The 12,293-nt window shown below is 42.5% G+C and carries 11 protein-coding genes; 8 read left to right on the top strand and 3 right to left on the bottom strand.

Going from position 1 to position 12,293, the window contains the following annotated elements:
• Positions 1–42 precede the first annotated feature (42 nt).
• Complete coding sequence (locus GVO62_RS02880; protein WP_159117657.1) at positions 43–393, bottom strand: rhodanese-like domain-containing protein; 351 nt, start codon at positions 391–393, stop codon at positions 43–45.
• A gap of 183 nt (positions 394–576) precedes the next feature.
• Between GVO62_RS02880 and GVO62_RS02885 the strand changes: the two genes are divergently transcribed.
• Complete coding sequence (locus GVO62_RS02885; RefSeq protein ID WP_105929707.1) at positions 577–888, top strand: ArsR/SmtB family transcription factor; 312 nt, start codon at positions 577–579, stop codon at positions 886–888.
• 82 nt (positions 889–970) lie between these two features.
• Here GVO62_RS02885 and GVO62_RS02890 read toward each other — a convergent pair whose 3' ends face one another.
• Both GVO62_RS02890 and maoP read right to left on the bottom strand, forming a co-directional pair.
• The gene (locus tag GVO62_RS02890) at positions 971–1,717 is read right to left on the bottom strand and encodes a PRC-barrel domain-containing protein (protein ID WP_159117658.1); all 747 of its coding nucleotides are present in this window, start codon (positions 1,715–1,717) and stop codon (positions 971–973) included.
• Positions 1,718–1,913: 196 nt separating this feature from the next.
• Positions 1,914–2,270 (bottom strand): DUF413 domain-containing protein, encoded by a 357-nt coding sequence (maoP, locus tag GVO62_RS02895; protein ID WP_105929705.1) that lies wholly within the window; start codon positions 2,268–2,270, stop codon positions 1,914–1,916.
• A gap of 396 nt (positions 2,271–2,666) precedes the next feature.
• Between maoP and GVO62_RS19320 the strand changes: the two genes are divergently transcribed.
• The 7 genes from GVO62_RS19320 to GVO62_RS02925 all read left to right on the top strand — a co-directional run bounded on the left by GVO62_RS19320 (position 2,667) and on the right by GVO62_RS02925 (position 12,212).
• Positions 2,667–2,834, top strand: a complete 168-nt coding sequence (locus tag GVO62_RS19320) for a hypothetical protein (RefSeq protein ID WP_167390606.1) — start codon at positions 2,667–2,669, stop codon at positions 2,832–2,834.
• A gap of 126 nt (positions 2,835–2,960) precedes the next feature.
• Positions 2,961–3,791, top strand: a complete 831-nt coding sequence (locus GVO62_RS02900; RefSeq protein WP_159117659.1) for a LysR family transcriptional regulator — start codon at positions 2,961–2,963, stop codon at positions 3,789–3,791.
• 67 nt (positions 3,792–3,858) lie between these two features.
• Positions 3,859–4,209, top strand: coding sequence for a DUF2750 domain-containing protein (locus GVO62_RS02905; protein ID WP_105929703.1), 351 nt, complete (start codon positions 3,859–3,861; stop codon positions 4,207–4,209).
• Between the two features lie 59 nt (positions 4,210–4,268).
• Positions 4,269–4,502, top strand: coding sequence for a DUF2789 domain-containing protein (locus tag GVO62_RS02910; RefSeq protein WP_014949810.1), 234 nt, complete (start codon positions 4,269–4,271; stop codon positions 4,500–4,502).
• A gap of 65 nt (positions 4,503–4,567) precedes the next feature.
• Positions 4,568–5,953, top strand: a complete 1,386-nt coding sequence (locus GVO62_RS02915; protein ID WP_159117660.1) for a ribonuclease J — start codon at positions 4,568–4,570, stop codon at positions 5,951–5,953.
• 200 nt (positions 5,954–6,153) lie between these two features.
• Positions 6,154–10,326: an EAL domain-containing protein gene (locus tag GVO62_RS02920; RefSeq protein WP_159117661.1), complete on the top strand. Its 4,173-nt coding sequence runs from the start codon at positions 6,154–6,156 to the stop codon at positions 10,324–10,326.
• Between the two features lie 212 nt (positions 10,327–10,538).
• Positions 10,539–12,212, top strand: a complete 1,674-nt coding sequence (locus GVO62_RS02925; protein ID WP_159117662.1) for an AMP-binding protein — start codon at positions 10,539–10,541, stop codon at positions 12,210–12,212.
• Positions 12,213–12,293: the final 81 nt, after the last annotated feature.

Raw genomic sequence — 12,293 nt, forward strand, 5'->3', positions numbered from 1 at the left:
TCTTTCTTTTCAGGCTTTTATATCACATGAGTTAATATTGAGTCATTTATCGCTAACTTCGTTAATTGTAGGCACTGAGCACGTTACAACAGATATATTTTCGTAACCTAATTTAGTTAGCTGCTCTGCCGCGAGCTTAGCGCGAACACCTGAGGCACAGTGAATGTAAAGGGGTGTGGATGCATCTTTGAATTGCTCAAGGGCTTTCATTTCGAGAACGCCACGGGGGATGTGTAATGCAGAACGAACGGGTTGCTCATTTGCCTCTGCGGCTTCCCTCACGTCAATTAATGTACCTCCATTATTTTCTAACTCATTAAACGCCTGTTCTGCCGTCACAGTTCTAAAGTTAACGTCGATATTTTCTAACCGAGTCTTGATGTCAATGAGCATTTGGTTTCCTTTAAGTTAAGCTGGTGAACAACGCATTAACGTTTATATTTGCAATTTAGGATAGCAGAACAAGAGTCTTGACTGAAATTCATCGTATAAAATAGCCAATCGGCAATTTGTTTTATACTTTAGTATAATAAAGGGGTAAATTAGCCCAGTTATTTTACAAAAAAGGAAGTGCTTATGTCCGAGGATATGGTTATAGGTTCAAACGCGATAATGGAACATGCCGCAGAAGCTGAAATTTTTCTCAAGCAGTTTGCAAACAAAACGCGCCTTATGGTGCTTTGCTCATTACTCGAAGAGGAAAAGTCGGTTACTGAACTTCTTGATGTTGTCGACGTGTCTCAGCCAGTAATATCACAGCATCTCGCCTTACTGCGAGAGTCAAAAATGGTAGCCACGCGTAGAGAGGGGCAAACTATCTTTTATCGTTTAGCTGATGAACGGGTTAAACGTTTGATAGCCTTAATGTTCGAATTTTTTTGCAAATGAAGTAAAAATTATCGTAAAAGACTCTCAAAACAATGTCCGTTTAAAGAAACGGACATTGAAAGAGAAAGGCATATCGCCTCATTTATATATTGCTATTAAGGTCACTGCATAGCGTTGCAATGTAACCATCTTCAGAAATCTTATCGTTATCCACTTCAGGTCGATTCATTAGTTCATCTTGGCTCAGATTCACGCTAACGTGATGAGCAGCCCAGTCGATGTTTTTGATATCACTAGGTAATAACGCTAAATGCTTCCCGCCAGGTAGCCAGTTGTTTGTATCAACCACCAGAAGTACGATTTTCCAACTGCGCGTATCAATAATAAAATTACTAATATGACCTACATTGTCAGATGTCGTAGCAACTTCATATCCTCCAACTTCTCCCACCGCGCGTAAATGATTTGATGTTTTTTGAGGGTGAACAGTATCGGACTCCTCGGCATGCTGTAGTTCAACTAACTCATCGGGGTGGGCAAATTCGCCCCAAGCTCCGGGGCCTATCCAGTAGTAACCGTAGCCAAAGTACTTAAAAAGGTTCTCTTCGTACTCGCGAGAGACAGGTTTATGCTCGTCAATTGAAGGGCTATTCTTGAGTGTATCGACAGTCATATTAATATGAACTGTTTCATCTTCACAGGCTAACTGCTTGACCGAAATAGGGGATATCACGACTTTGCGGCTGAGGGGGAGCCAGGTATTAGTGTCCGCCACTAGATAGCGAACGGTGAAGGTTTCATCATCAAAAAGGATGTCGCGAATACCGCCCACTTTGTCATCAAGTGCATGAATAGAAAAGTGAGTAAGCTGTTTCGAACTAATAACCATCGTTGCGCCTCCTTTGCATGGGCTGGTTTAATCAGAGCAATAAAACCTAACACGGGCTTTTTTGCTCATCTTTAATCTAAGTGTAGACATTCCTTAACGTTTCTCAATTTTGTTCTTTCCATAACTTGATTGAGATCATTTAAAGCTCAAACAAAAAAGCTCGCCATGGCGAGCTCTTTTGATCAGTCTATACTTTTTACGCAACGTCGAACTCGTCGTCTGAGTAGTCGTCATCGTAATCCGACTGATTACTTGCGCTACTGTGCAACGTATAAAAATGTTTTTTGCCTCTTGCAAGTCTGACGTACTTTGCCCACGCCTTCTCCATGTTATTGCTTGCTTCAACCTTACCACTAATAAAGTCAACAAAATGCGCTTCATCGTCACTTTCTGGTTTAAGTTCGCCACTCTCAAGTCCCAGCAGGGTTTTACCGTATGTGGTGAGAAGATCTGCTTCAGCAATGCTGAAGTCACCGGACTTACGAAATCCATAGGGAAACTTCAAACGGTCAATGTAAGGTTTTGCTGATGGTCTAATAGCTAAACTTTTCATAATGTACCCAACGTAATGTTTTGTTCAGCGCTCTTGTATGACAATTGAAAAGCAAGATAAAACAAAAGTTTTTTTTCTTATCAACAAAAAATTTTTAACTGAAGATAAATTCAAAAACTATGCGAGATAAAATAAGCGATAAATTGCTATTGGTGACTTGTAAAGTGATGTTCTCTTTCTTCTATTTTATTGAATAATAAAGAATATAACTTTTTCTGTTTTGTTTTTAGGTGATAGCAGATAAACGTTCTATCGATAGCTTTTGGTGACGGTAGATTTTTCAAAAACTACTCCATTTAGTCATCAAAAATTATTATCGCTACGATGATAAATTTTCGTTTTTCATTTTTACGCTTACGTTAATAATTAAGGTGTGTTAACAACTTAGAGAAAGCAATGAGCAAAGACTATCGTTACCAGCGTGAAGAATGGGACTCGGTAGAAGACGAAGGTTCTTACGCAAAGAAAACTAACGCTAAGCGTCAAAGCAGCGTCAAAGTTAAACAAAAGCGTGACCTACAACGTCGTGATAAACAGCGTCGTCTGCACCAAGAAGAATATTAATTCTACTAGTTGGTGAAAATTTGATTAAGCGTACCGTTTGTAGCGGTGCGCTTCTGTGCTTTTGTGTTTACTTGCCGTATCATCTATGTCAATTTAGACACACTTTGATTCGGTTGTACAACAAGCATGGACATACGCTTCCTTACCACCTTTATAGAGGTGGCCAAAACTCGTCACTTTGGTAAAGCCGCAGAAAATCTTTACCTCACACAATCTGCAGTCAGTGCACGTATAAAGCTTCTTGAAGAATACTTTCATACCACGTTGTTCATCAGGCAAAGAAATAGTATCCAGCTTACGCAATCCGGAGAAAAGCTCCTGCCTTATGCGAAACAGCTTTGTGCAACACTAAACGAGGCTAAACAGGAATTACAAATTCAGTCGTCTGAATATGTAGTATGTGGCGCCACGCAATTAGCCAGTGAACTGTTGTTACCCCAAATGTTGAGTCACTTGCATAATGCCTTTCCGGATTGGTCGGTCAAAGCGGAAGTGCTTACGCTTGACACCTTGTCTCGTCAAATGCACGAACGCGTTACAGATTTGTCTTTTTCTACCGAACCGTTAAAGTCAGAAGAAGTGAATAGCACAGTGTTGCTAGAGCATGAACTTGCTCTGTATAGAGTCGGAGAGGGACGGGAAACCATAGATGCCGCCGATTTTGTTGCCATCGACTGGGGCGCCAAAGCAAGAGACTGGCTACTTACGACCTATCCACAATTACGAGATGCTAAATTAAGAACAAACTCTTTGAATTTAGCGTTAAACAACCTTCAAAGCGAAGGCGGTGTTGCTGTTTTACCCACGAATGTTCAAACCCAATTACCTGAAAATGTAAATCTTACGAAAATTAAAGTATTGGAAAACGTATCACTGAAAGTATACGTACACAGCATGAAGCAAGTAAGAAGAGTAGGTCTAACAGAAATAATAGACAGTGTGTCCACTGCAAATTAATCGTTAATTAGACAATAACTCTGAATACACAGAATGTGGCAATCGAGCCAATTAAAACGAGAATTTTATGCCAAATATACATCCATTGTTAGAAAAAAGTGCTGCTCAGCGATTAGACGCCAGTTTAGCTATTATTAAAGCCGAACAACGATTATTCATTCTCAAAGATGAGCATGGATGTGTGATGCTAACTACGGATGAAGAGGATGGCGTACCAATTTGGCCTGAATCTGAACTTGCATTATTGTGGGCGACAGAGGATTGGGCTCACTGTGAGGCGATGGAGCTTACTACCCAAGAGTTTTTAACTAAATGGGTTCCGGGTATGACCCAAGATGAGCTTATGGTCATCGTGTGTCCTGTACCTGCCGAAGAAGGTGAGGTAATAACGCCTGAAGATTTTGCAGAGTATTTATAACCTGTGATCTCAGAAGCAGATGTGCCGGTAAACAATTATTAGGAATAAAAGGAGACAATATGTTTACTGAGCAACCCACGATGAATAGTCTGTTTAGTCAACTTGGCCTAGGAAGTTCAGACGAAGAAATCGCTGAATTTTTTGAAACACACCGAGGGCTGAATAAGAGTCAACATCTACATGAGGCTCCTTATTGGAACGAGAGTCAGTCTGCGTTTTTAAAGGATGCAATTGTTGAGGATGCAGCGTGGGCTGAAGTCATTGACCAGCTGAATGCCGAGTTACATGAGTAGTCGTGTTTTTGATATCAGAATTTATCCTCGCTAAGTAATCAAATTTAATTAAAGGTAGTGTTAATTTGTTGCAACCAACAGCGGACGACTTGTGGTTTGTTCCCCTAGGAGGGACCGGAGAGATTGGGATGAATCTCAATCTCTATGGCCACAATGGGCAGTGGCTGATGGTAGATTGCGGTGTCTCTTTTGATGAACCCTTGATACCGAGTTACAAAATCAAAAGTACTCATGGAGAAGGTAGCAAAGCAGGGATTACTCACCGAGTTGTCGCTCCCGACCCTTCTTTCATTGCTAGTCAAAAGGAGTCGCTGGCAGGTATTGTTATTACTCATGCTCACGAAGACCACGTAGGTGCAATCCCTTATCTATGGGAGAGATTTCAAAAGCCAATTTACACTACGCCTTTTACCGCTGAAGTACTCCGACGAAAACTCGCTAAAAGTAAATTGGCAAACCTTATTCCGATTGTTGAGGTTGACGCTGGCGATATCCGTCAAATTGGGCCATTTACAGTAAACTGGCTGGCGATTACCCACTCTCTGCCTGAGCCTTTTGCATTGAAAATATCCACACCAGTGGGGACCGTTCTACATACTGCTGATTGGAAAATTGATGCCAACCCTATTACCGGTACACCGTTTGACGTAAACCTTTACAAACAGCTTGGAAAAGAGAACATACTTGCGCTGGTAGGTGATTCTACTAACGCGACAAAACCTGGTTTCTCCATTTCCGAGCGCAACTGTTATGATGGATTACTCAGCACCATTTTACCCCTCAAAGGCAGGGTCGTTGTTGGATGCTTTGGTAGTAATATCGCGCGCCTTATTTCTTTAGCGAGGGTGGCGAAAAAAACGCAACGTTACATGGGGCTTTATGGGCGTTCACTATTAAACATGTACGGCATCGCTAAACAGCAGGGGATTTGGCCTGACGACTTGCCAATTGCCGATGCGCAACATCTCGGCTATTTACCGCCACATGAGGTGCTTGCTGTGGCTACGGGTAGCCAAGGCGAGAAAAATACGGCGCTTGCAAGGCTAGCTAAAGATAATCACCCCCATCTTCAGGTCGAGAAGGGCGATACGGTGCTGTTCTCTTCTATAGTGATCCCAGGCAACGAGAAAAGCGTTGAGCGTTTAAGTAAATCACTGACAGATAAAGGAGTGACAGTGATTCATAGTGAAGACAGTTCTCTACCGATTCACGCTAGCGGTCACCCTTGTGAAGAAGAGCTCAAGCTTATGTATCACTGGGTAAAACCGAAGATTTCTATTCCTGTTCATGGCGAACACCTCCATCTTTCTGCTCATGCCAACATTGCGAAAGAGAGCGGTGTTTTAAAACATTATGTGGGGCAAAATGGTGATTTATATAGGCTAGCACCACAGCCTAGTATTAGACGTCAAATTGTTCCAACAGGTCGTATTCCCGTTCAACAAGATTAATGGTACCGAGTCGTTTATATACCTAAACTTAAAATAAAGGTAAAACGTTTCACTCAATTCGTAAAATAAATATCTTTTTTATCAACGTGATATCGCAATACTTTTGAGTTAAAAACCTGTGTACGGATGCTGCCCATGCTTAAAACATTCTGTTACACTGAAATGAATAATAATAAATCTTACCGAACGACCCTTATTCGATGCGAAGTTTCTTTTATTTGTTTCTGTTTCTTTTTGTTGTGGGATGGCAGGCGGCAGCGTCACCTCGATTATCCAATCCGGTTTTTCAATCGCTTTCGACAAAAAACGGTTTGCCTCAGGACATCGTTAACGACATCGTCCTCAGTGAAGACGGGTTTGTTTGGATAGCCACAGAAGGCGGGTTAGTTCGCTGGGATGGCGTGCGTGCCAAACGAGTAGAAGGCCCTAATAATTCCATAGTTGATGCCTCAATTTACAAGCTCTCACTAAAGGGAAAAGAATCATTATGGTTTAGCGTTTACGGTAGAGGTGTTTTTTATTTAGATTTGGCAACTCAGAAGATTGAACAGATAGAGCCTACGAGTTATAGAGATATAAAAAGCTATGTTCAGCACGCAGAAAGCTTTTACTGGCAAAGTGCGAATCAAATAATCATCGCACTTGCAGAAGAAGTGCAGAGATTCAATACCCAGACCAACACACTCGAGACAGTAGCACGACTTCCTGACAAGTTTCTCGATAACAATCAGAGTATTCGTGCTGCGATTTCCATAGACGACACGCTTCTTATTGCTACCACATCTGGTGTTTTCACTAAAGATGTAAACAACCCATCTCAATCGCTTAGCGAGCTTAACTATTTGGGCGAAATACCAAAAAATCTTGACAATTATAACGCCAAGTTTTTGATGGTAGATAACCAAGATAGGGTTTGGATTACAACGGTTCAGGGCGTTTTTGTTGCAGAGAAAACAAATTTCCTCGCGCAGTTACAAGGCAAGAAAGAAGGAGCTTTCACTCAAGCTGTATCCGATAGAAATGTTTGGACTATGGTGCAACACAAATCCGACGGATTTTGGATGGGTACGAATAAAGGGCTCTACGAATTAAATAAGACAGCTAACGGATGGCAGTATGAACATATCTTGGAGCCGCACAATGGGTCGACCGAGATATCAAATAAAAAGATATCAGCCATCGCAAAAGACGAATCTGGAAACCTTTGGCTTAGCTCTGTTTACGCGGGTGCGCTTTATTTTGGTACCAAAAGTGCTGATATCTTTTCAATACAGAATACGCGAACTGGAAGCGGCGACGTTCTTACGAGTCATGTGATATGGGCCCTAGCCGAAACACAGCCTAATGAACTGTGGCTAGGCACAGAGAATGGCCTCAATCGTTACAATCTAACGTCTAGAGAGTCCAACAAATATCTTTTTTCAGAATCTGAGCTTGCGTCTATGGGAGATGGTGCAATCGACCGCATCATTCCACTGCCTGATGGAAGACTCTTAATTCAATCCTACAATGGGATTCGACTTTTTGACCCAAAAACCGGTAAGTCGAAGCGACCAGCTATTTTAAACGGTGGAGAGCCCTCTATTTTCGACGCTTACGCGCCAGGCGCAATGCTAGCAAGTGATGGCCAGCTTTACTTCATCGGGGCTTCCGATTTTATAAGGTACGACATTGAACAAAAACGTATTTCTACTTTAGAGCTCGACCCCCGAGTATTTGATATTAATTTTTCATTCGGTTTTCTAGGGGAGTCTCCCCATCATGACAATAGGCTGTTCCTCGCAACCGAAGGCGGCCTTTGGTTGATTGACCCTAAAACCTCCGGTCATGAACTTGTTTACAGATTTTCAGAGCTTCAACGGGCCAGAGACCGCTCTATAGGTTCCTGGGTTATCGATGATATGGGCGTGTTATGGCTTGCTTACAGTGGTGTAGGCCTTATTGGAATAGATGCCGACACCTTCGAGCCGCTGTACAATTTAGATGACTCCAATATTTTACTTTCCAATATTGTGTATGGCCTTCAAAAAGATGAGTCTGGGAAGATATGGTTTAGTTCTCATAAGGGCTTGCACAGGTATGATCCTTCAACTAGCCAAATAAAGAATTTCATCTACGGTCGTGAGTTGAGTGTGTCTGAATTTAATCAGGGAGCGTCACTCAAGCTCAATGATGGTCGGCTTGTTTACGGCTCTACAAGCGGCGCGGTCGTATTTTCACCGTCACAGTTAGAAAACTTAGAGACTGGAAAAAGTCTGCTAAGTAAGCAGACGGCGATTACCGAACTTTCTGTAGACAATAGAGCGCTTCCACAACCTCTTGCGAACTTAAATGGGCACCATTTTAACTTAGGCTATGAAGACTATGGCTTAACTATCCATTTTTCAGCACTTACTATGTCTGGTGTTGGGAAGGTAAAATATTACTATAAATTGCTTAACGGGGAGCAAACCGTGACAGAAGGCGTTACGGAAGATGCAAAAATTACTATCGCCAATATAGAGCCTGGCGACTACGTGTTCTCCGTCGTACCTACACCGGGAAGCTTCGACTTCAATGTCACTCCTGCTGAAGTTACTCTTTCCATGCCTTATGCGCCACTTCGTTCACCGCTGGCTTACACGATATACGCATTACTTATTATTGGTCTTTTGATCGCTTATTTGTTATCGCGTCAGCGTCAGCTATTCAGGTTACAAAAAGCCCAGCAACAGGTGACTTTGTTCAGTGATGCATTCAGGCAAACTCGCGACTGGGTTTTAATCTTTGATAAAGATAAGCGGCTTGTTGCAGCGAACCCAGCATTTGAGCAGGTGTTTGGATTTAACAGTAAGGAACCTTTACCCAAACAGCTAGCGAAACTTTATTTGCGCTATCCGAATTTGAACAGGCATCTTTCTGGAAAATTGCCAGAGATGCAGGGTGGTGATTTTTGGAAAGATGAAGCCACAATAGATGGTGCCGACGGAAAACGCTACGATGTTTTAATCGATATTACAGCGGTAAGTGGTGAAACTTATGATGCTGATCACTACCTCATTGTTATATCGGACATCACAGAGCAAAAAAATGCGGAGCGCAAACTCTTAAAAATTGCGACCTATGATAGTCTGACAGGCTTGGTAAACCGGCCACTCCTCTTAGATAGGTTAGAGCATGCTATTGGCTTGGCGCGCCACAACGCCCACCGTGTAGCCGTAATGTTTGTAGACTTAGATCGTTTTAAGGGAATTAACGACTCGCTAGGTCACGATTATGGCGATAAGTTGCTACGTATTGTAGCAAACAGAATGAGAAACCTTGTGGCCGAGTCGGGAACTGTTGCACGACTTGGTGGTGACGAGTTTGTGATCGTAATTGAAGAAGTTAGTAATGACGACGATTTAAGTCCATTTGTTTCGCAAATTATCGAGTCGGTCGAAACGCCAATTTCATTAGCAGAAGAGGTCCTTCGAGTGTCTTGCAGCATTGGCGTGGCATTTTACCCGGAGGACGCCTCAGAACCCGCTGAACTGATAAAGCAGGCGGATGTTGCGATGTATACGGCTAAAAAAGATGCGCTGAGCGGTTTTACGTACTTTACGAGCGACATGAACGAACGAGCAAAAAACCGACTTCAGCTAGAAAACAAGGTAAAACGCGCGTTCTCAGAAGACGGCTTCTTTAACAATTATCAGCCCATTATTGATTCCAGATACAACACGACTGTTGGCGTAGAGCTATTGTTGAGGGGAAGGCTGAACGATGAGCCGTTATACCCAGATCAATTCATTCCCGTGCTAGAAGAGCTCAAATACATAATTGAAGTTACACGCAGAGCGATGCGAAGAGCTGCTGAAGACTTGTCCTCATGGTATGAGCAAGGTTTTGAAGGATATGTTTCAATTAATCTGTCGGCATTGCATTTTAAAACCGAGTTCGATGTGGCGGGCGTTTTGAATTTACTTGGTGAGTTTGGGTTACCAAAGGAAGCATTCCGTTTTGAAATCACAGAAGGCGTATTGATGGACGATAGCGACAACGCGCTTAGGCAAATTCAACGTTTTGTTAACGAAGGTTTTGTACTAGCACTGGATGATTTTGGAACAGGGTATTCATCGCTCAGTTACCTAAAACGCTACCCGCTGTCTGTATTAAAAATTGATAAGAGCTTTGTTAATGAAATGGCGCCTGGTAACGCAAATGAAGCATTAGTGACTACCACTATCACACTTGCCAGCAATTTGAAGATGACGTGTATAGCCGAAGGCGTTGAAACAAAAGCGCAGGTTAACGAATTAAAATCAAAGTCGTGTTTTCTACACCAAGGCTATTTTTACGCGAAGCCATGTTCGGGCCAAGAGATTATTCCGCTTTTGTTTAAGACATGGTAAAAAATTTTGTGGGTTTTGCCTCGATTACCTATAAAAATTAAAAAGCCTTAACTATAAGGAAACTAAATTCAGCGCTCAAAGTGTTGTTATTCATCGCAAATAATGTAAACGCTTGTTTAAAAGGCTTGTTTTTCAATTAAAAATAGGGCTTATTAGAAGTCTGTGAAATCATTGTAAAAATGATCTACATTATAACAACATATGAGTGACTTATGCCGCTAGACATGACAGCAAATACTACGGAAGTAATAACATCGCCATTGAGTATGTTGTACCACTGGGAAAAAAGCCGAGGGGACGACGTATTTCTTACTCAACCAATAAAGGGTGAATATCACGATTTCACTTGGAAGCAAGTGGCTGAACAGGCTCGAAAAGTCGCTGCACGTCTTCGTGAAATGAATTATCCTGCTGGCAGCCGTATAGGCATTTTTTCAAAGAACTGCGCAGAGTGGTTTATCGTTGACCTTGGCATAATGATGGCCGGTCACATTTCTGTTCCAATATTCTCCACAGCCGGGCCAGATACCGTTCAATACGTGTTAAAACATGCAGACGTACAGCTTTTATTCGTTGGCAAACTAGACAATACTGCAGAACAGGTTGCTTCTATTCCTGCCGAGTACCTAACCGTTGCTTTCCCGTATCCTAATATCGCTACCAAACAGCAATGGGATGAATTCATGGATATTGGGCCTATTGATGATTCGCCGGTTCACGACATGAACGATATCATGACCATTATCTATACGTCGGGCAGCACAGGCCAGCCAAAAGGCGTCGTTCATAGCTACAACACTGCATGTTGGGCGGCCCGTCGATCGTTAGATCAGTTGGGTATAAATCAAGATGATCGCACCATGAGTTACCTGCCGCTCGCACACATCACTGAGAGAGTGCTTGTTGAGCTTTCAAGCTATTACAGCGGCGGGAAAATCCACTTTGTTGAAGATTTGGCTACCTTCCAGCGTGACGTTGGTCACTGTCAGCCAACCTTGTTCATCTCGGTTCCTCGCCTGTGGACGAAGTTCCAAATGGGCGTGTTGGCGAAGATGCCACAGAAGAAGCTAGACACACTGCTGAAAATTCCAATTTTGAATAAGATTGTAGCGAAGAAAATTCGTAACGGCTTAGGAATTAACAATGCCCGCTTATGGGCTAGTGGATCGGCGCCACTTGCACCAGCGGTAATAGAATGGTTTGCCAAAATAGGGATCAATATTTCCGAAGGTTGGGGTATGACCGAGAACAGCGCTTATGGTACAGGTAGCGTTCCATTCCGCCACGATAAAATAGGATGTATCGGTAAGCCGTACGATGGCGTTGACATTCGTACTTCTGAAGAGGGCGAAATTCAGGTTAAGTCGCCATGCAATATGTTGGAATATTATCTCGAGCCAGAAAAAACTGCCGAAGTCTTCACTGACGATGGTTACTTGCGAACCGGTGATAAAGGCGTTATCGATGCTGACGGCTACGTTAAAATTACGGGCCGTTTGAAAGATATATTTAAGACGGCTAAAGGCAAGTATGTGACGCCTGCGCCTATCGAAGCTAAGTTTATGGAAAACCCAATTGTGGAACAGGTGTGCGTTACGGGAACGAACCTACCTCAGCCTGTCGCTTTATTGGTGTTAAGCGAAGAGGCCCAGAAAAAAGATAAGTCGGGTATTGAAGCAAGTCTTAAGAAAACCTTCGACGCTATCAACGCTAAGCTGGAAAGTCATCAGGTTATGGATCGTGTGGTAGTGATGAAAAACGAATGGAGCATTGAAAACGACCTGCTTACGCCAACATTAAAAGTAAAGCGTCACGTATTAGAAGAGCGTTTCGAAGATATTATCCAGGGTAACTACAGTGACAAATTAGTGTGGGTTGATGCGTAGACGTGCTAACTAGCTCAATCGGATTTGATGAACATCAAAAAGCTCTGTCATAGACAGAGCTTTTTTCTTGAACGCTCAGTT

This window comes from Alteromonas sp. KUL150 (assembly GCF_009811475.1).
Classification (GTDB): domain Bacteria; phylum Pseudomonadota; class Gammaproteobacteria; order Enterobacterales; family Alteromonadaceae; genus Alteromonas; species Alteromonas gracilis.

What these genes read in the sequence shown, in the direction of transcription:
- GVO62_RS02880 (WP_159117657.1), bottom strand. Translation starts at nt 393, where the DNA reads ATGCTCATTGACATCAAGACTCGGTTAGAAAATATCGACGTTAACTTT.
- GVO62_RS02920 (WP_159117661.1), top strand. Translation starts at nt 6,154, where the DNA reads ATGCGAAGTTTCTTTTATTTGTTTCTGTTTCTTTTTGTTGTGGGATGG.
- maoP (WP_105929705.1), bottom strand. Translation starts at nt 2,270, where the DNA reads ATGAAAAGTTTAGCTATTAGACCATCAGCAAAACCTTACATTGACCGT.
- GVO62_RS02905 (WP_105929703.1), top strand. Translation starts at nt 3,859, where the DNA reads ATGCCAAATATACATCCATTGTTAGAAAAAAGTGCTGCTCAGCGATTA.
- GVO62_RS02900 (WP_159117659.1), top strand. Translation starts at nt 2,961, where the DNA reads ATGGACATACGCTTCCTTACCACCTTTATAGAGGTGGCCAAAACTCGT.
- GVO62_RS02925 (WP_159117662.1), top strand. Translation starts at nt 10,539, where the DNA reads ATGCCGCTAGACATGACAGCAAATACTACGGAAGTAATAACATCGCCA.
- GVO62_RS02885 (WP_105929707.1), top strand. Translation starts at nt 577, where the DNA reads ATGTCCGAGGATATGGTTATAGGTTCAAACGCGATAATGGAACATGCC.
- GVO62_RS02890 (WP_159117658.1), bottom strand. Translation starts at nt 1,717, where the DNA reads ATGGTTATTAGTTCGAAACAGCTTACTCACTTTTCTATTCATGCACTT.
- GVO62_RS19320 (WP_167390606.1), top strand. Translation starts at nt 2,667, where the DNA reads ATGAGCAAAGACTATCGTTACCAGCGTGAAGAATGGGACTCGGTAGAA.
- GVO62_RS02910 (WP_014949810.1), top strand. Translation starts at nt 4,269, where the DNA reads ATGTTTACTGAGCAACCCACGATGAATAGTCTGTTTAGTCAACTTGGC.